Consider the following 16,909-nt stretch of genomic DNA (forward strand, 5'->3'; position numbering starts at 1 on the left):
ACCGACAGGAGGCCCCCATGTCCAGACGTACCCCTCGGCTCTTCGCTGCGACCCTCGCGGTCGCCGCGCTCGCCCTCGGCGCCTGCGCCGAGAAGGCCGACGACAAGCCGAGCCCCGGCACCGCGGCCGCCGCCTACCCCGTGACGGTCGGCGCGCTCACCCTCGACAAGCGCCCCGAGAAGATCGTCGTGCTCTCGCCCACCGCCACCGAGATGCTCTTCGCGATCGGTGCCGGCCCGCAGGTGACCGCCGTCGACGACCAGTCGAACTACCCGGCCGACGTGCCCAAGACCGACCTCTCCGCCTTTCAGCCGAACGCCGAGGCGATCGCCGGCAAGAACCCCGACCTCGTGGTGCTCTCCGACGACCGCAACAAGATCGTCGAACAGCTCGGCAAGCTGAAGATCCCGGTCTACCAGACCCCGGCGGCGAAGACGCTCGACGACTCGTACCGGCAGATCACCGAGCTGGGCACGCTCACCGGGCACGCCGACCAGGCCACCGACGTCACCACCCGGATGAAGGACGACATCGCCAAGCTGGTCAAGGACCTGCCGCAGCGCGCCGAGAAGCTCACCTACTTCCACGAGCTGGGCCCGGAGCTGTACAGCGCCACCAGCAAGACCTTCATCGGCTCGCTCTACAGCCAGGTCGGCCTGACCAACATCGCCGACCCGGCCGACGCGGACGGCAAGGACTTCGGCTACCCGCAGCTGTCCCAGGAGTTCATCGTCAAGGCCGATCCGGACTTCGTCTTCCTGGCCGACGCCAAGTGCTGCCAGCAGAGCGCCGACACGGTCAAGGCCCGCAGCGGCTGGGCCGGGCTCACCGCGGTGAAGAACAACCAGGTCGTCGCCTTGGACGACGACATCGCCTCCCGCTGGGGGCCGCGAGTCGTGGACCTGCTCCGGGTGATCATCGACGCGGTCGCCAAGGTGCCGGCGTGACCGTCGTCCGTCGATGACCGGGCCACTGTCGGTGGCCCGGCCTGCGGGTCCGCTGTCGGTGGCCCGGCCCGCGGGGCTGCGGAAGCGTTGGCTGGTCGCGGGGTTGTTCGCGGTGCTCGTGGCGCTCGTCGTCGGGGTGTCGCTCGGCCCGGTGAGCCTGCCCCCGGGCAGCGTCGCCGCCGAGCTGCTCAACCTGTTTCCCGGGGTGCACCTCGACAGCGGGCTGACCGAGCGGGAAATCGCGATCGTCACCGAGCTGCGCCTGCCCCGCGTGGTGCTGGGCCTGCTCGTCGGCGGTCTGCTCGCCCTCGCTGGCGGCTGCTACCAGGGCGTGTTCCGCAATCCGCTGGCCGACCCGTACCTGCTCGGCGTGGCCGCCGGGGCGGGCCTCGCGGTCACCGCGGCGATCGCCCTCGGCGGCGCCGGCCAGCAGGGCTCGCTCTCCGGGCTGCCGATGACCATTCCGCTGGCCGCGTTCGCCGGTTCCCTGCTCGCCGTCACGATGACCTACGTGCTCGGCGCGGCCGGCGGGCGACGCGGGTCACCGGCGATGCTGATCCTGGCCGGGGTGGCGGTCTCCGCGTTCCTCTCCGCCGGGCAGACGTACCTGCTGCAACGACACGCCGACAGCATCCAGCCGGTCTACTCCTGGCTGCTCGGCCGGCTGGCCACCGCCGGCTGGCACGACGTGCTGCTGGTGCTGCCGTACGCCGCGCTGACCACCGTGGTGGTGCTGCTGCACCGCCGCGAGCTGGACGTCCTCGCGGTCGGCGACGACGAGGCGAGGAGTCTGGGCCTGCACCCGCAGCGCACCCGCTATCTGCTGATCGCCGCCGCCTCCCTGGGCACCGCGGCGGCGGTCTCCGCGACCGGGCTGATCGGCTTCGTCGGCATCATCGTGCCGCACACCGTCCGGCTGCTCGCCGGATCGAGCTACCGGGCCATCCTGCCGCTGTCACTGCTGTTCGGCGGTGCGTTCCTGGCGCTGACCGACGTGGTGGCCCGCACCGCCGCCGCCCCGTCCGAAGTGCCGATCGGAGTGGTGACCGCCCTACTGGGTGGCCCGTTCTTCGTTCTCGTGCTGCGAACCGCCCGGCGAGTGCTCACGTGAGCCGCAAGCCCGCCGCCGGCCTGCCCGCCGCCGGCCCGCCTGGAGATCGTTTGGGCGGAGGCGGCGATGGCGGGGTGCCGGCCGTCGAGGTGCGAGGGCTGCATGTCGACCTCGACGGCACGCCGATCCTGACCGGCGTCGACCTCACCGTCGCCGTCGGCGAGTGGGTCACCGTGATCGGCCCGAACGGCGCCGGCAAATCCACCCTGTTGCGCGCCGTCGGCGGCCTCCTGCCCGCGCCGGGTGCGATCACCCTGTTCGGTACGCCGAGTGCGGCGCTACGCCGTCGGGACCGCGCCCGGGTGGTGGCCACGGTGGCACAGTCTCCGGTGGTGCCACCCGGCATGTCGGTGCTGGACTACGTGCTGCTCGGCCGTACCCCGTACATCGCGACGCTGGGCCGGGAGTCGACCGCCGACGTCGACGCCGTGCACGAGGTGCTCGGGCGGTTGGACCTCACCGGCTTCCACCGTCGCGAGCTGGCCACCCTCTCCGGCGGCGAGCGGCAGCGGGTGTTCCTCGCCCGAGCGCTCGCCCAGGGCGCGACGCTGCTGCTGCTCGACGAACCCACCAGCGCACTCGACATCGGCCACCAGCAGGAGGTGCTCGAACTCGTCGACCAGCTACGCCGCGAGCACCGCCTGACCGTCCTGGCCACGATGCACGACCTCTCCCTCGCCGGTGAGTACGCCGACCGGATGGTGATGCTCGCCAGCGGTCAGGTGGTGGCCGCCGGGACCCCGACCGAGGTGCTGACCGAGAATCTGCTCGCCACCCACTACCGGGCCAGCGTCCGGGTGGTCCTCGGAGCCCACGGCCCCCTGGTAGTCCCCATCCGCCCCACCCGCCCCCAATAACGGCTCCCGGGGTGGGTTGGTCAGGGGCCCAGGTCGATGACGGAGAAGAGGGCGCCCTGGGGGTCGCGGAGGGCTGCGAAGCGGCCCGCTGGGATGTCCCGGGGCGGGACCAGGATCGTTCCGCCCAGCTCGGAGGCGCGGGCCGCGGCGGCGTCCGCGTCGGCCACCGCGAAGTACACCGTCCAGTACGCGGGCAGGTCGGCTGGGAAGTCGTCGGCCAGCGGCGGCATCATCCCGGCGACGATCTGCGTCCCGAGCCGCCACCCGGTGTACGTCATCGTGCCCACCGGCTGGTCGTCGGGCTGCCAGCCGAACACCAGCTCGTAGAAGACCTTTGCGCCCTCGGGGTCGGGGGTGACCAGCTCATTCCAGCTCATCGCGCCGGGCACGTTGAAGACTTCGGCGCCGGCCATGGCCAGCGGCTGCCAGACGCTGAACGTGGCGCCGGCCGGGTCGGCGAAGACCGCCATCCAGCCTCGGTCGAAGACTTCGAACGGCGGTACGACGATCTGCCCGCCGGCCCGTTCGACCCGGCCGGCGACGAGTTCGGCGTCGTCGGTGGCGAGGTACGTCGACCAGATCGGCACCTGGTCCGGGATCGCTGGTGGGCCGGCACCGGCCACCGGCTTGCCGTCGAGCAGGAAGACGGTGTAGCCGCCCGCCTCGGGCTCGGGTGTGACCTGGCCGGTCCAGCCGAACAGCTGCGGGTAGAAGCGCCGCGCGTCGGTCAGGTCCGGGGTGGCCAGGTCGGCCCAGCAGGGCGTACCCGGCGGGACGGTGCTCACGTCAAGACCCCTCTCGGCCCGGGCGGCCACGGCGACCCCCTGCCGGAATCCTGGCACCGTCCCGCTGCGGCTCGGGGCGGAAACGGACGAATCGTCAGCTGAACCGGCGACCCTCGTCCCGTCGGTAGGCCCAGGCGGCGAGCGCGGCGAGCAGCACCACCCAGACCCCGAGCATGATCAGTGCGAGCGGCTCGACGCGGTAGTCACCCACCGACGCCCACATCAGTTCGGCCGCGCCTCTGGTCGGTAGGTACGGCGCGATCGTCTCGATGAACCCGGGCGCGTCTCCGGGTGCGGAGAGCAGGCCGCCGCCGAACGCCAGCGGCAGGAAGACCACCTGCGCGACCACGATCGCCGCCTTGCTCGGCAGCGAGTAGCCGATGGCGAGCCCCATCAGCGTGAATGGCACCGAGATGACGGCCACGGTGCCGAGGGCCAGCAGGAACGCCGCCGGGGTGAGCTGGGCCGCGGTCAGTGTCGCGCCGATCACCACGACCGGGATCAGCGACAGGTAGGTCAGCGCCAGGCCGGCCAGCACCCGGCCGGCGAACCGCGGTGCCGGCCCGGCCGGCAAGGTTCGGGTGTACGGGTTCCAGGGCTGGTCGCGGTCCTCGGCGACGCCGACGCCGTACTGGAAGATGTTGGCACTCATCACCGAGAAGGTGACCATCGACGCGGTGGCGTAGGTGGCACCGACCGGGTCGTCACCGGCGAAGGGCACCACGAAAAAGATCATGGCGGCGGCCGGGAAGAAGGCGCTGCCGAAGACGGCCACCGGAATCCGGATGATCTCCAGAAGTTGGTAGCGGGCGTGGACCAGGGCGAGCTGCACGGTCGCCTCCTCAGACGGTGGTGGGTTGGCCGCCGGCAGCGGCGGGGGCGGGCTGGCCGGTGCTGGTGGGTTGGTCCGCGTCGCCGCTGGTGATGGCGAGGAACGCCTCCTCCAGCGACGTCGGCCGTACCTCCAGGTCGGTGAACGGGGTCTGGGCGGTGACCAGCGCTCGGACCAGCTCGTCGGCGTCGGTGGTGAGCAGGTGCAGCCGGCCGTCGACCCGTTCGGTGCGTACGACCCCGGGCAGGTCGGGCAGGTGGTCGGCGATGAGGCTGACCCGGCGTACGCCGACGATGCCGCGCACCGCGTCCACGGTGTCGTCGGCGAGCACCCGGCCCTGCCCGATGACCACCACCCGGTGGGCGAGCGCCTCCACCTCCTCCAGGTAGTGGCTGCTCAACAGCACGGTCCCGCCATCGTCGTGGAATGCCCGGATCGCGTCCCACAGGGTGTGCCGGGCGGCCACGTCCAAGCCCGTGGTGGGTTCGTCGAGCAGCACCAAGCGGGGTCGGCCGACGAAGGCCAACGCCACCGCCAACCGACGGCGCTGCCCACCGGAGAGCCCACCGGTCTGCCGTCGGACAAGGTCGGCGAGGCCGAATCGGTCGAGCAGCTCCGCTCGGGGCACCGGGTCGGGGTAGTGCGCGGAGACGAAGTCGACGACCTCGCCGACGCGCAGCGTGCCGGGCAGGCCGGTCTCCTGTGGGGTGACCCCGATCTGTCGCCGGCTGGCCGGGTCGCGGGGGTCGCCCCCGAACAGCTCGACCCGCCCGGAGCTGGGTCGGCGCAGGCCCACCAGCAGGTTCATCAGGGTGCTCTTGCCGGCGCCGTTCGGCCCGAGCAGGCCGACCAGCTCACCGGCGGAGACTTCCAGGTCGACGCGGTCGAGGGCGAGGACGTCGCCGTACCGGCGGCTGGCCTGTAAGGCACGGGCGAGGGTCATGACTGCTCCTTCGACGGGGTGGGGTCGAGCAGGGTGCGGATCGCTTCGGTGTACTCCTCGAACGCGAGCTGGCCCCGCCGGCTGAGCCGGACCAGAGTCGCCGGGGTGCGGCCCCGGTGGGTCTTGCTGATCTCCACGTAGCCGGCGTCCTCAAGCTTGCGCAGGTGCACGGAGAGGTTGCCGGCGGTCATCGCGAGCAGCTCCTGCAAGCGGGGGAACGCGATCTTGTCGCCGTCGCCGAGGGCGGAGAGGCTGGCGACTACCCGCAGCCGGGCCTGCGCGTGAATGACCGGATCCAACTCGGTCACGGCTGCTGCCGCTGCCGCTGTCGCCGCCGGGCGAGGGCGCCGACGACCAGAATTCCGCCGCCGCCAGCCACCGCGACGACCAGCGCGTGCCAGCCCGGCCCGGCGATCGCACCGATCAGGTTGATCACGCTGATCCAGACGCCCAGCCGGAACAGGTCCCGGTCCAGCCAGATCGCCCCGCCGGCCATCTCCAGCGCGCCGGTGAACCCGACGGCGGTCGCCGACCAGAGCAGCGCCGCCAGGTCGTGCGGCAGGTGCTCGGAGATCCGGCCGAGCCCCGCGTAGACGCCCACGGAACCGAGGGCCCAGGCGTACCCGTACCACCGCCCACGCCGGGCGGAGTCACCGCTCACCTGGCCGTAGGCCCGCTTGCTGGCCACCGCCTGGATCGCTCCGGCAACCGCGAGCAGGACGAAGAGGACGGTCAACGGCAGCCAGTTCGGCAGGTCGACCAGCGCCCGCTCACCGGGGGTGAACCGCAGGAAGAACAGCCCGAAGCCGACCAGCCAGGCGACACCCCACGGCCAGTAGAGCAGGCGGGCATCGGGATTGAGTCGGCGTGCCGTCGCCGACTGCTGGTCCTCGATCAGCCGGAGCGCCGCTGCGGCGTCGGTGGGTGGCGGGTCGTCGTCGAGGTTCACGCAAAGAACTTTACGCCACAAAGTCGAGGTGGGGTGACCCCGTCGTCACGGACAGGCCCCACGGTTGCGGCGAGGAGTGCCTATGGTGGAGCGGCTGATCCGTCGCACAGGACACAGGGGAGGGTCCGTGTCGAGCCCGAGTAGTGCGGACCTCAACTATCAGGAACGGCTGACTCAACTCGTTGAGCCAGGGGAGCAGGTGCTCGCCGTCGCGAATGCGACGATCGCCCAGGGCGTGCTGCCACCCGACCCGCCGGCCGCGCAGCAGCCGGAAACCCCCGGCGAGGCCCCCGGCCCCGGTGGCATCCTGCTCGGCGTGCTGCTCAACCTGCTGTCGCCGCTGATCTCCTTCGCGGCAGGGGACCGGCTCGTCGATCGGGTCACCTACGGTGTGGCCGGCCGGGGCGCCTCCGGCTCGTACGCTTCGACCCTGCAACACGCCCGACGGCCAGTGCCGCCCGCAACGAAGATCGTGAACACCATCCTCGCCGTCACCGACCAGCGCTTCGTCGTCTGCGCGTCCGGGCCGGTGAAGCTCTGGTCGAGCCAGGCCGACGACGAGCGGGCGATAGCCGAAACCCGGGTGGTCTGGTCGGCACCACGGGCTGCGGTGGCCGGCGCTCGGGTGGGCTGGCACCGGCTCAACCCGAAGCGGCTCCGGGTCGAGTTCACCGACGGCTCGTGGTTGGCGTTCACGGTGCCGATCGCCGAGCCCGGCCAGCCACTGCGCGAGATCGCCGCAGCCCTCACTGCCCGCTAGCTCGCCGCGGTCGCTGAGCCCGTCGGCAGTGGCGCGCTCAGCAGGGGTGCGGGCAGCGGCTCGTGGTGCAGCACTGCCAGCCGGGACACCGCCCGGGTGAGCACCACGTACAGCCGGTGCAGCCCGCGTGGCTCGGCCGCGACGATCGCGGCCGGCTCGACCACCACCACGTGGTCGTACTCAAGGCCCTTGACCAGCGTCGCGGGCACCACGGTGACCCGCTCCGCGGCCGCCACGTCGTCGGCGGTCGCGGTCTCGACACCGGCCTCGGCCAGCGCCGCGCGCAGGCCGTCGACCGCGTCGTCCGCGGCGATCACACCGACCGAGCCGTCGTGCGCGAGCGCCGCGCGCACCTCGGCCACCGTCGCCGAGGTCAAATCGGTCACCGTGCGCACGTCCAGGCCACCGTCGTGGCGCAGCGACTCGGCCGGCGGTACGTCCACCGCGAGCGCCGGGAGCAGCAGGTTCGCGAACGCGACAACTTCGGCGGGCACCCGGAAGCCGACGGTCAACGGGACCACCACGGCGTCTGGCTTGCCCAGATGGGCAAGGGACTCCCGCCAGTCCGTCGCCGCCCACGGCGCGGTGCCCTGGGCGAGGTCACCCAGGAGCGTGACCGAGCCGTGCTCACTGCGTCGAGCGATGGCCCGACACTGCATCGGGGAGAGATCCTGCGCCTCGTCCACCACCACGTGCCCGAACCCGGAGGGCCGTTCCAGCAGCCCGGTCGCCTCGTCGATCAGCACCGCGTCGGCGGCGGTCCAGCGGGTCGCCTTCGGGGTACGGGCCGGCTTGGCCCAGGTGAGCTGCGCCTGCTCGACGTCGCTGAGCAGCCCGTCCGCCGCAGCGGCGAGCCGGCCCGGGTCGGAGAGCAGGCCGTGCACCAGCCCTTCCGGGGTGAGCGCCGGCCAGACCGCGTCCAGGAAATCGACCACCGGCCGGCAGCGACTCATCCGACGTAGCCAGGCATCGCTGGGCGACTCGGCGCGTCGCGCCTCAGCCTGCCGTTGCAGCAGGCTCACCACCCGTGCCCGGACGCGTTCCCGGCCCGTGCCGTACGGCAGCCCTTCCCGGCGGGTCTCCTCGACGATCCGGTGCAACGGCTCCAGCCCGATCCGCCAGCGGAACGAGCCGTCCGACACGGTGATCGAGTCGGTCGGCGAGCCGATCTGTGCCTGCACGGCGCGCCGCAGCACGCTCGCCATCCGTACGTCGTGCTTGAGCGCCGCCACCGCGGACGCCTCGACCGCCCGGACCGGCACCCGAGTGATCAACTCCTCGACCGTGGCCTGTTCGACTTCGACCTCACCGAGCGCTGGCAGCACCGCCGCGATGTACGACAGGAATGCCTTGTTCGGTCCGACGATCAGCACGCCCGCCCGCCGCAACCGCTCCCGGTGCAGGTAGAGCAGGTACGCGGCCCGGTGCAGGCCCACCGCCGTCTTTCCGGTGCCCGGTGCCCCCTGCACGCAGATCGAGTCGGCGAGGTCGGCCCGGACCAGCTCGTCCTGCTCCGGCTGGATCGTGGCGACGATGTCCCGCATCGGCCCGACGCGCGGGCGCTCGATCTCGGCGGTGAGGATCCGACTGGTCGTGCCCAGCTCTTCGCCCCGGTCCAGTCGCTCATCCTCGAAGCTGGTCAGCACGCCATTGCTGAACCCGAACCGCCGCCGGACCGCCACCCCCTGCGGATCCCGCGCACTGGCCCGGTAGAACGAGCGGGAGACAGGTGCCCGCCAGTCCAGCACCAACGGCTCGCCCCGCTCGTCGGAGACGTGCCGCCGCCCCACGTGATAGCGCCGACCGTCGTGATCACCGCTGGTGTCGGCCGCGGTCTCGGCAGGCGCGGGCCCGCTGTGCGTGTGTCCGCTGTCGGTGGTCTTGGTGCTCGCGGTCCCGCTGGCGGTGGGCTCGCTGACGGTGGTGCCGCCGAAGTCGAGGCGGCCGAAGAAGAGCGGTGTGGTCGGGTCGTCGGCCAGCTCGGCGACCCGGCGGGCCAGGGTGCGGCCGAGCGTCTCCGCCGCGTACGAGTCGCCGGCCACCTGGTCACCGGTGGCGAAGAGAGACTCGGCCCGCTCCCGCATCCGGCGCAGCGCCGCTCGCGAGGTGGTGAGGTGTGCGCGTTCGGCGGCCAGGTCCGCGTCGAGGTCGCTGTCGAGCGGGCTGTCGAGGTCAAGTGCGGGCATGCTGACGTCCCATCGTTCACATCTGCTGCGCGCTCGCGTGTCCGGGGGCGGATGGCCGGCCGCCCGGCGCGAAGACGTCCGTTCCGGTGCAGCTCACCTCGGCCGTCAAGCGGCCTGCAACCCTACGCTCCTCAACCCGCCGCAGCCAGCGAATTACCGACGCGACCACCCGTTCGAGATGGCGGGTCGCGCTGGTGAGCGCCGCTGCGGGTGCTGCGGTGAGCGGCTTTCGGGTGTTGATCAATGGATGAAGGTGGTTTGCTCCGGGCGGGACGTGGGGGTGTTGGCAGGTTGGGGGAGCCGGCCGAGCCAGCCGGCGAGCAGCCGGGCCAGGTGCGGGCTTGGCCACTCCGAGCCGGCCCGCCGAGCCGGAGCCGGACGCCGGGGATACGGTCGAGCCATGGCTGAGCGCATCGCACGCCCGCGGGTCGGGCACATCCAGTTCCTGAACTGCCTGCCGATCTACTGGGGTCTGATGCGCTCCGGTGCCCTGCTCGACGTCGACCTGCACAAGGACTCGCCGGACCGGTTGAGCGCGGCGCTTGTCGCCGGCGACCTGGACATCGGCCCGATCACCCTGTTGGAGTACCTGAAGCACGCCGACGAGCTGCTGCTCCTGCCGGACCTGGCGGTGGGCAGCGACGGGCCGGTGCTCTCGGTCAACATGGTCTCCACCCGACCCCTCGCCGAGCTGGATGGCGCTCGGGTGGCGCTCGGCTCGACCTCGCGGACCGGGGTCATGCTGGCTCAGCTGCTGCTCGCCGAGCAGTACAACGTGCGGCCCGAATACTTCCGCTGCCCGCCGGATCTGACCCAGATGCTGCTGGAGGCCGACGCCGCGGTGCTGATCGGGGACGTGGCGCTGCGGGCGTACTACGAGGCGCCGCAGAAGGGCCTCACGGTCACCGACCTCGGGCAGGCCTGGCGGGAGTGGACCGGGCTGCCGATGGTCTTCGCCGTCTGGGCGGTCCGCCGCGACTTCGCAGCCGCTCATCCGGGCCTGGTCAAGGAGGTGCACGAGGCGTTCCTGCGCTCGCGGGACCTCTGCCTGGCGGAGCTGGACCAGGTCGCCGAGGCGGCGGCGCGCTGGGAGACGTTCGACGCGGCGACGCTGACCACGTACTTCCGGACCCTGGACTTCTCGCTGGGTGACCGGCAGGTCGCCGGCCTGCGCGAGTGGGCCCGGCGGGCCGCCGCCATCGGCGAGGCCCCGGCACTACCGGACGGCGGCCCGGAGTTCTTCGCCGGCTGAGCTGCCAACCCAGGCTTCGCCGGGCTGGAGCGCGGGCCCGGCTTCGCCGGGCTGGAGCGGGGCTGACGCCGGGCCAGAGTTGCCGGCGTCAGCCTGAGCGGCTCAGGTGCCGGGGCGGAGCAGGGCCTCGGTGATCTTCTGGCACTTGTCCATGCCGTAGTCCCAGCCCAGGTTGAGCGGGTACTTGAGCATCACGCCCATCGTCCAGGTGTCACCGATGGCCATGCAGTTGATGTGCATCTCCTGCCACTCGGGCCGGTCGACCCACCCGTTCTTGATGGCGATCTGCTTGCGCTGGGCGGTCGGGAAGGCCTTGCGGATGCCGAAGTCGCCGACGCCGCGAACCAGTCTCATCTCGTTGAGCAGCCACTTGGTCCACTTCGGCCCGGCGGCCGTGCCGGTGGCGATGCAGTTGCCCATCCGGGCGGCGTCGCGGGGGGAGAGCCTCGTCTCGCTCCAGCCGCGGTCGGGGGCGACCTTGCTGTCGGTCAGCTTGCACATGGAGATCAGCCGCTTGATCGAGGCGTCCCGGCCAACCTGGTTGTAGAACTGCTGGGCCCGGGTGTTGTCGCTGTCCCGGATGATCAGCGTCGCATCGGCGAGCTTCGCGTCGCTCGGCGTCTGGCCGGCCTCGTCCGCGCGCCGCAGGTAGTCGGCGACGACCCAAGCCTTGATCATCGAGGCGGTCGTGCTGGTCTCGCCCATGTTCTTCGAACCGATGATCTTTCCGGTCCGGCGGTCCAGGACGCTCCAGGAGTACCAGCCTTTAATGTCCAGATTGCTGAGGTCCGTGGCCACGAATGGCAGCGGCTCCAGCGAAGGGCTGGGGCTCGGTGCGGGCGAGCGGGCACTGCGGTCGGTGGACGTGCCGCCGGACCGGCCGTTCGCGTCGGAGCCGGCGTCGCCCCACTTGGCCGCGGCGGACGACTCGAACGGTGACCCGGGCAGCAGCCGCAGCGACACCAGCACCAGCCCGATCAGGATGACCGCGATGCCGATGAGCCGAAGCGGGGACGCCTCGCCGCCGCGCCGGTCTACCCGGCGGTTGCCGGCCATCAGAGCTTCCCGACCGGCAGCTGCGGCACCTTGAGCGCGGCGCCCGGCTGCGGGGTGACGAGTTGGGTGGCGACACTGGCGCAGACCTTCGCGCCGTAGTCCAGACCGTTCTTGATTGGGTAGCGCAGCATAACCGCGAGGCTCCACTTGCTGGTGACGGCGAGGCAGTTGACGTGCCAGTTGCCGTCGTACTTGAGGGGGGTCCAGCCGTTCTTGATACTAACCGGCTCCTGGGAGGTGATCGAGCGGGGCAAACCGTCGACTATCCCCCAGTGGCCGCCGCCGGACGTGGCCTTCTGGTCCTTGGCGGCGGTGGTGCCACGTACCTGGTTCATCTCACTAAGCACCCATTTCGTCCACTTCGGCCCGGCGGCCTTACCGTCCGCGATGCAGTCGCCGACCCGGGCGGCGTCACGGGGAGACATCAGGGTGTACGCCCACCAGCCCGCGAACTTTGGAATGTTGCTGGGCCTGGTGTCGGTCAGTCCGCAGATCTTGATCGCCCGTTGGAGGACCGGCCCGAGCACTCTCTGCGCCGCCGACCGGTAGCCCCCCGCAGCGCGGTAGACCTTCTCGGCGGCGGCGTCGTCGCTGTCCCGGATGGCGAGGCTGGCGGCGCTCTTCAGTGCCGCAGGTGGCTCCTTCTTGCCGAGTTGCCGTAGGTAGTCGGCGACGATCCACGCCTTGATCATCGACTCGGTGGAGCTGGTCGCGGCCATGTTCGGCGACCCGGAGATCTTGCCCGTCTTCCGATCCAGCAGAGCCCACGAGAAGAACTGGCCCTTGAAGTCCACCGACACCGGGCCGGCCGCCAGAGTGGGCGGTGGCGGCGGTGGTGGCGGCGGCGACAGTGGGGCGAGCGTGGGCGTGGGTGCGGACGCGGGCGCTGTCGCGGTCGCGGTCGCGGTCGCGGTGACGCTCGACGCGCCGCCCCCGACACCGCTGCTGTCGACACTGCCGAGCCGGGCGTACGCGGCGGGGACCACTAGGACGCCGCCGAGCACGACCGCCACGATGGCGAGCACCAGGGTCACGCGAGATCGCATGAGTTGGGGGAACTCCAGGTGTCAGGGCCGGGGGGCCGGCTTCTTGTCCGGGCGTATCGGCTGATCACCGGGGCCGGGGGAAGGGGCCTCTGGGTCGCGGCAATCGTGGCGAAACCGATCGGTGTGACGGCAAAAGTCTACGTCTGGTCGCGTGATCTGCCAGGGTTCGACACTTGACAACCTGCGTTAAAGGCGGGGTATGGGGCCGGTACGAGGTTTTTGCAGCGGTTCATCTTTGTTTCGTGGCCTAAGTCACTGCGGCGCGGCGGCCGCTGAGGTAGCGCAAAGCGCTCATTTGGTTACGCATGGGATGCTCGGATCTCTGTTACACCCCCTGGTGCGACGCGGCGCAAGCTGTAACACTTAGCCTCATGTATGGCAACGACTTCTCCGCCCCGAATGGCGCTCCGGACGAGACGCCCGGCGGCCTGCTGGGCGAGGTCGAGGCCGCCGAGGCCGAGCTGCGGGCTGCGGCGGCGCGCGGGCGGCGTGGCGGGCCCGCTCCGGACGAGGACCTGGCTGCGTACTTCGCCGAGGTGGTCGACGCCGAGCAGAAGATCGAGCCACGGGACTGGATGCCCGACGCGTACCGCCGGACGCTGATCCGGCAGATCGCCCAGCACGCCCACTCCGAGATCATCGGTATGCAGCCGGAGGGCAACTGGATCAGCCGGGCCCCGTCGCTCAAGCGCAAGGCGATCCTGCTGGCCAAGGTGCAGGACGAGGCGGGCCACGGCCTCTACCTCTACGCCGCCGCCGAGACCCTCGGCATCAGCCGCGACGAGTTGGTCCAGCTGCTGCTCGACGGCCGACAGAAGTACAGCTCGATCTTCAACTACCCCACCCTGAGCTGGGCCGACGTGGGCGCGATCGGCTGGCTGGTGGACGGCGCGGCGATCGTCAACCAGGTGCCGCTCTGCCGCTGCTCCTACGGCCCGTACGCCCGCGCGATGATCCGGGTCTGCAAGGAGGAGTCGTTCCACCAGCGGCAGGGCTACGAGATCCTGCACACCCTGGCCCACGGCACCCCGGCGCAGCACGCGATGGCCCAGGACGCGGTGGACCGCTGGTGGTACCCGTCGCTGGCCATGTTCGGCCCGCCGGACGGCGACTCCACGCACTCCGCCCAGTCGATGGCCTGGAAGATCAAGCGCTTCTCGAACGACGACCTGCGTCAACGTTTCGTCGACATGTGCGTCCAGCAGGCCGAGATCCTCGGGCTGCGCATCCCCGACGCGGACCTGCGCTGGAACGACGAACGCCAGGCGTACGACTACACCCAGCCGGACTACGACGAGCTGATGCGGGTGATCTCCGGCGACGGGCCGTGCAACCGCGAGCGGATAGCCAACCGCCGGGCCGCGCACGCCGACGGAGCATGGGTACGCGAGGCCGCCGTGGCGTACGCCGCGAAGCGGGCGGGACAGAAGGAGACGGTGACCGCGTGAGCGGGCGTAGCGAGCAAGCCGAGCAAGCCAACATGACGAGTCATTCGCCCTTGTGGGAGGTCTTCGTGCGGGCCCGGCGTGGGCTGTCGCACACCCACGTCGGCAGCCTGCACGCCCCCGACGCCGAGCTTGCCCTGCGCAACGCCCGCGACCTCTACACCCGCCGTCAGGAGGGCGTCTCGATCTGGGTGGTGCCGGCTGGCACGATCACCGCGTCCAGCCCGGACGAGAAGGACGCCTTCTTCGATCCGGCCGCCGACAAGGTCTACCGCCATCCCACCTTCTACGACGTGCCGGACGGGGTGGCTCACCTGTGAACGGGCCGTTCGACTTCACCGTGGGCCTCGCTGACGACGCGTTGATCGCGGCCCAGCGGCTGGCCGAGTGGACCACCCGTGCCCCGGAGATGGAAGAGGACATCGCGCTGGCCAACATCGCCCTCGACCAGCTCGGCGCGGCCCGCCTGCTGCTGTCGTACGCGGGCGAGTTGGAGGGCGCCGGCCGCGACGAGGACGCGCTGGCGTACCTGCGCGACAACCGTGAGTTCCGCAATGCGCTCCTGGTCGAGCTGCCCAACGGCGACTTCGCGGTGACGATGGCGAAGTTGTTCTTCCTGGCGGCGTACCAGCTGCCGCTGTACACGGCGCTGGCCGGGTGCGCGGACGAGCGGTTGGCCGCGATCGGCGCGAAGGCGCGCAAGGAGTCGGCGTACCACCTGGACCACGGCGCGCTGTGGGTGAAGCGGCTCGGCGACGGCACCGAGGAGTCGCATCGTCGGATGCAGGCGGCCGTCGACCACGTCTGGCCGTACACCCATGAGCTGTTCGCCGCGGACCCGGCGGCGCCGGTCGACCCGGCCACCCTGCGGCCGGCGTTCGACGAGGTCGTCGGCCCGGTGCTGGCCGAGGCGACGCTGATCCGGCCGGATAGCGGCTGGGCCCCGGCCGGCGGGCGGGCCGGTGTGCACACCGAGCACCTGGCCTTCCTGCTCGCCGAGATGCAGGTGTTGCACCGCGCACACCCCGGAGCGAACTGGTGAGCGCGAGGAGTGCAGCGCAGCGGAGCCCCGCAGTCGCGAACGAAGACGGCTCGGTGAACCCCAGGGATGCGGCCGCGTCGGTGGTGGACCCGGAGATCCGGGTCATCACCATCGACGAGCTGGGCATTCTGCGGGCGGTCGAGGAGGATCCGGCCAGTGGTCGGGTCACCGTCACCATCACCCCGACCTACACCGGCTGCCCGGCGATGGACGTGATCCGGGCCGACATCCGCCGCGCGCTGGCCACTGCCGGCCACCCGGACGCGGAGGTCCAGACCGTCTACAGCCCACCGTGGAGCACCGACTGGATCTCCGAGGGTGGGCTGGCCAAGCTCGCCGCCGCCGGAATCGCCCCGCCGGCCCCGGTGCCCGCCGCCGGCGTCGTGTCGCTGACCCTCGCGGTCCGCTGCCCGCAGTGCGGCTCGCCGGAGACCGAGCAGGTCAGCCGGTTCGGCTCCACCGCGTGTAAGGCGCTGTGGCGATGCCGTTCCTGCTCCGAACCCTTCGACCACCTGAAGGCGCTGTGACTGTCACCATCACCCGCCCGGTTCGCCGTCGGCCGGTCTTCCACCCGCTATCCGTCGCCGCCGTCGACCGGCTCACCGACGACTCCGTGGCGGTGACCTTCGCCGTACCCGAGGATTTGCGGGAAACCTTCGCCTTTCAGGCGGGTCAGCACCTCACCGTGCGTCTCCCCGACGGAGTCGCGCCGGACAGCACGGACGTGCGCCGGTCGTACTCGATCTGCTCCACCCCCGACGACCTGGCCCGGCACGGCCGGTTGCGGATCGGGGTGCGGGAGATCCCCGGCGGCGCCTTCTCGGCGTTCGCCTGCGGGGCGCTGCGCGGTGGCGACACGGTCGAGGTGCTGCCGCCGCTGGGCACCTTCACCACGGCGTTCGCGCCGGACCGGGTGCGGCACTATGGCGCGGTCGTCGCCGGCTCCGGCATCACCCCGGTGCTCGGGCTTGTCGCGACCGCCCTGGCCGTCGAGCCGGCCAGCACCTTCACCCTGGTGTACGGCAACCGCACGGCGAACACGGTGATGTTCGCCGAGGAGTTGGCCGACCTGAAGGACCGCTACCCCACGCGGCTGCACCTGGTGCACGTCCTCTCCCGGGAGCAGGGCGAGTCGGCGCTGCTCTCCGGTCGGATCGACGCCGAGCGGCTGGGCCGGTTGCTGGGCACCATCGTGCCGGGCGACCTGATCGAGGAGTGGTTCCTCTGCGGCCCGTACGCCATGGTGGTCGACGTCCGGGGCGTGCTGACCGAGCGTGGGCTGCCCGAGTCGGCGGTGCGCACCGAGCTGTTCCACGTCGACGCGCCGCCGGAGCCGGTGCGCCGCCCCGTCGACCAGGCGGGCGCCGGGACCGAGGTGACAATCGTGCTGGACGGCCGGTCGTCGAACTTCACCATGGGTCGCGAGGAGCGGGTGCTGGACGCCGCGCTGAAGGTGCGCGGCGAGCTGCCGTACGCCTGCAAGGGCGGTGTCTGCTCGACCTGCAAGGCGAAGGTCGTCGACGGCGCCGTCACGATGGCCCGCAACTACGCCCTGGAGCCCGACGAGCTGGCCGCCGGCTACGTGCTGACCTGCCAGTCCAGCCCGACCACCGACAAGCTCACGGTCGACTACGACGCCTGACGGACTCTCAAGCCTGCAGTAGCTTGATTCGGAGCGCCTGAAGTGGCTCATTGCTC

Annotated in this window: 18 protein-coding genes; 10 read left to right on the forward strand and 8 right to left on the reverse strand. The window is 71.4% G+C overall.

All coding sequences use genetic code 11. The features are described from left to right. Positions 1–17 precede the first annotated feature (17 nt). The 3 genes from IF46_RS0100490 (at position 18) to IF46_RS0100500 (ending at position 2,915) form a co-directional block, all read left to right on the forward strand. A complete protein-coding gene (locus IF46_RS0100490) occupies positions 18–947 on the forward strand; it encodes an ABC transporter substrate-binding protein (RefSeq protein WP_030486238.1) in 930 nt (309 codons plus the stop codon). 13 nt (positions 948–960) lie between these two features. After that, complete coding sequence (locus IF46_RS0100495; protein WP_030486239.1) at positions 961–2,058, forward strand: FecCD family ABC transporter permease; 1,098 nt, start codon at positions 961–963, stop codon at positions 2,056–2,058. A 74-nt stretch (positions 2,059–2,132) separates the two neighbouring features. Continuing rightward, positions 2,133–2,915 carry an ABC transporter ATP-binding protein gene (locus IF46_RS0100500; RefSeq protein WP_036390793.1) on the forward strand — a complete coding sequence of 261 codons (783 nt, stop codon included), beginning with the start codon at positions 2,133–2,135 and terminating at the stop codon, positions 2,913–2,915. 20 nt (positions 2,916–2,935) lie between these two features. Here the strand turns inward: IF46_RS0100500 and IF46_RS0100505 are convergent, their stop codons facing one another. From IF46_RS0100505 to IF46_RS0100525, 5 genes are all read right to left on the reverse strand, one after another. Further along, positions 2,936–3,700 (reverse strand): VOC family protein, encoded by a 765-nt coding sequence (locus IF46_RS0100505; RefSeq protein ID WP_030486241.1) that lies wholly within the window; start codon positions 3,698–3,700, stop codon positions 2,936–2,938. Between the two features lie 94 nt (positions 3,701–3,794). Further along, positions 3,795–4,532 carry an ABC transporter permease gene (locus IF46_RS0100510; RefSeq protein WP_030486242.1) on the reverse strand — a complete coding sequence of 246 codons (738 nt, stop codon included), beginning with the start codon at positions 4,530–4,532 and terminating at the stop codon, positions 3,795–3,797. 10 nt (positions 4,533–4,542) lie between these two features. Then, the gene (locus IF46_RS0100515; RefSeq protein ID WP_051723543.1) at positions 4,543–5,475 is read right to left on the reverse strand and encodes an ABC transporter ATP-binding protein; all 933 of its coding nucleotides are present in this window, start codon (positions 5,473–5,475) and stop codon (positions 4,543–4,545) included. Next, a complete protein-coding gene (locus IF46_RS0100520) occupies positions 5,472–5,783 on the reverse strand; it encodes a transcriptional regulator (RefSeq protein WP_030486244.1) in 312 nt (103 codons plus the stop codon). The genes IF46_RS0100515 and IF46_RS0100520 overlap by 4 nt, the downstream gene beginning before the upstream one ends. Further along, complete coding sequence (locus IF46_RS0100525; protein WP_030486245.1) at positions 5,780–6,424, reverse strand: hypothetical protein; 645 nt, start codon at positions 6,422–6,424, stop codon at positions 5,780–5,782. The genes IF46_RS0100520 and IF46_RS0100525 overlap by 4 nt, the downstream gene beginning before the upstream one ends. 127 nt (positions 6,425–6,551) lie before the next feature. Here IF46_RS0100525 and IF46_RS0100530 point away from each other — a divergent pair, with 127 nt between their 5' ends. Beyond that, a complete protein-coding gene (locus IF46_RS0100530) occupies positions 6,552–7,184 on the forward strand; it encodes a hypothetical protein (protein WP_030486246.1) in 633 nt (210 codons plus the stop codon). Here the strand turns inward: IF46_RS0100530 and IF46_RS0100535 are convergent. Further along, positions 7,181–9,370, reverse strand: a complete 2,190-nt coding sequence (locus IF46_RS0100535; protein ID WP_030486247.1) for a HelD family protein — start codon at positions 9,368–9,370, stop codon at positions 7,181–7,183. The genes IF46_RS0100530 and IF46_RS0100535 overlap by 4 nt on opposite strands. Positions 9,371–9,770: 400 nt before the next feature. Between IF46_RS0100535 and IF46_RS0100540 the strand changes: the two genes are divergently transcribed. Beyond that, complete coding sequence (locus IF46_RS0100540) at positions 9,771–10,622, forward strand: menaquinone biosynthetic enzyme MqnA/MqnD family protein (RefSeq protein ID WP_030486248.1); 852 nt, start codon at positions 9,771–9,773, stop codon at positions 10,620–10,622. A 102-nt stretch (positions 10,623–10,724) separates the two neighbouring features. Here IF46_RS0100540 and IF46_RS0100545 read toward each other — a convergent pair whose 3' ends face one another. Further along, positions 10,725–11,678, reverse strand: a complete 954-nt coding sequence (locus tag IF46_RS0100545) for a hypothetical protein (RefSeq protein WP_030486249.1) — start codon at positions 11,676–11,678, stop codon at positions 10,725–10,727. After that, complete coding sequence (locus tag IF46_RS0100550) at positions 11,678–12,724, reverse strand: hypothetical protein (RefSeq protein WP_030486250.1); 1,047 nt, start codon at positions 12,722–12,724, stop codon at positions 11,678–11,680. The genes IF46_RS0100545 and IF46_RS0100550 overlap by 1 nt, the downstream gene beginning before the upstream one ends. Before the next feature lie 371 nt (positions 12,725–13,095). On the opposite strand from IF46_RS0100550, the gene paaA reads away from it, so the two are divergent. Genes paaA through paaE form a run of 5 tightly spaced genes read left to right on the forward strand, consistent with a single transcriptional unit; the run spans position 13,096 to position 16,853 of the window. Next, positions 13,096–14,172, forward strand: a complete 1,077-nt coding sequence (gene paaA / locus IF46_RS0100555) for a 1,2-phenylacetyl-CoA epoxidase subunit PaaA (RefSeq protein WP_030486251.1) — start codon at positions 13,096–13,098, stop codon at positions 14,170–14,172. 32 nt (positions 14,173–14,204) lie between these two features. Continuing rightward, the gene (gene paaB / locus IF46_RS0100560; RefSeq protein ID WP_030486252.1) at positions 14,205–14,489 is read left to right on the forward strand and encodes a 1,2-phenylacetyl-CoA epoxidase subunit PaaB; all 285 of its coding nucleotides are present in this window, start codon (positions 14,205–14,207) and stop codon (positions 14,487–14,489) included. After that, positions 14,486–15,211 carry a 1,2-phenylacetyl-CoA epoxidase subunit PaaC gene (gene paaC / locus IF46_RS0100565; RefSeq protein WP_030486253.1) on the forward strand — a complete coding sequence of 242 codons (726 nt, stop codon included), beginning with the start codon at positions 14,486–14,488 and terminating at the stop codon, positions 15,209–15,211. Before paaB ends, paaC begins: the two co-directional genes overlap by 4 nt. 53 nt (positions 15,212–15,264) lie before the next feature. Continuing rightward, positions 15,265–15,738, forward strand: coding sequence for a 1,2-phenylacetyl-CoA epoxidase subunit PaaD (paaD, locus tag IF46_RS0100570; protein WP_030486254.1), 474 nt, complete (start codon positions 15,265–15,267; stop codon positions 15,736–15,738). Further along, positions 15,735–16,853: a 1,2-phenylacetyl-CoA epoxidase subunit PaaE gene (gene paaE / locus IF46_RS0100575; RefSeq protein WP_030486255.1), complete on the forward strand. Its 1,119-nt coding sequence runs from the start codon at positions 15,735–15,737 to the stop codon at positions 16,851–16,853. Before paaD ends, paaE begins: the two co-directional genes overlap by 4 nt. The last annotated feature ends 56 nt before the right edge of the window (positions 16,854–16,909 follow it).

Source organism: Micromonospora chokoriensis (assembly GCF_000718555.1).
Taxonomy (GTDB): domain Bacteria; phylum Actinomycetota; class Actinomycetes; order Mycobacteriales; family Micromonosporaceae; genus Micromonospora; species Micromonospora chokoriensis_B.

Bases quoted from the DNA above. Each gene is read 5' to 3' on its own strand.
- IF46_RS0100490 (WP_030486238.1), top strand. From the start codon at position 18: ATGTCCAGACGTACCCCTCGGCTCTTCGCTGCGACCCTCGCGGTCGCC.
- IF46_RS0100545 (WP_030486249.1), bottom strand. From the start codon at position 11,678: ATGGCCGGCAACCGCCGGGTAGACCGGCGCGGCGGCGAGGCGTCCCCG.
- IF46_RS0100515 (WP_051723543.1), bottom strand. From the start codon at position 5,475: ATGACCCTCGCCCGTGCCTTACAGGCCAGCCGCCGGTACGGCGACGTC.
- IF46_RS0100535 (WP_030486247.1), bottom strand. From the start codon at position 9,370: ATGCCCGCACTTGACCTCGACAGCCCGCTCGACAGCGACCTCGACGCG.
- paaB (WP_030486252.1), top strand. From the start codon at position 14,205: ATGACGAGTCATTCGCCCTTGTGGGAGGTCTTCGTGCGGGCCCGGCGT.
- IF46_RS0100495 (WP_030486239.1), top strand. From the start codon at position 961: ATGACCGGGCCACTGTCGGTGGCCCGGCCTGCGGGTCCGCTGTCGGTG.
- IF46_RS0100550 (WP_030486250.1), bottom strand. From the start codon at position 12,724: ATGCGATCTCGCGTGACCCTGGTGCTCGCCATCGTGGCGGTCGTGCTC.
- IF46_RS0100540 (WP_030486248.1), top strand. From the start codon at position 9,771: ATGGCTGAGCGCATCGCACGCCCGCGGGTCGGGCACATCCAGTTCCTG.
- paaA (WP_030486251.1), top strand. From the start codon at position 13,096: ATGTATGGCAACGACTTCTCCGCCCCGAATGGCGCTCCGGACGAGACG.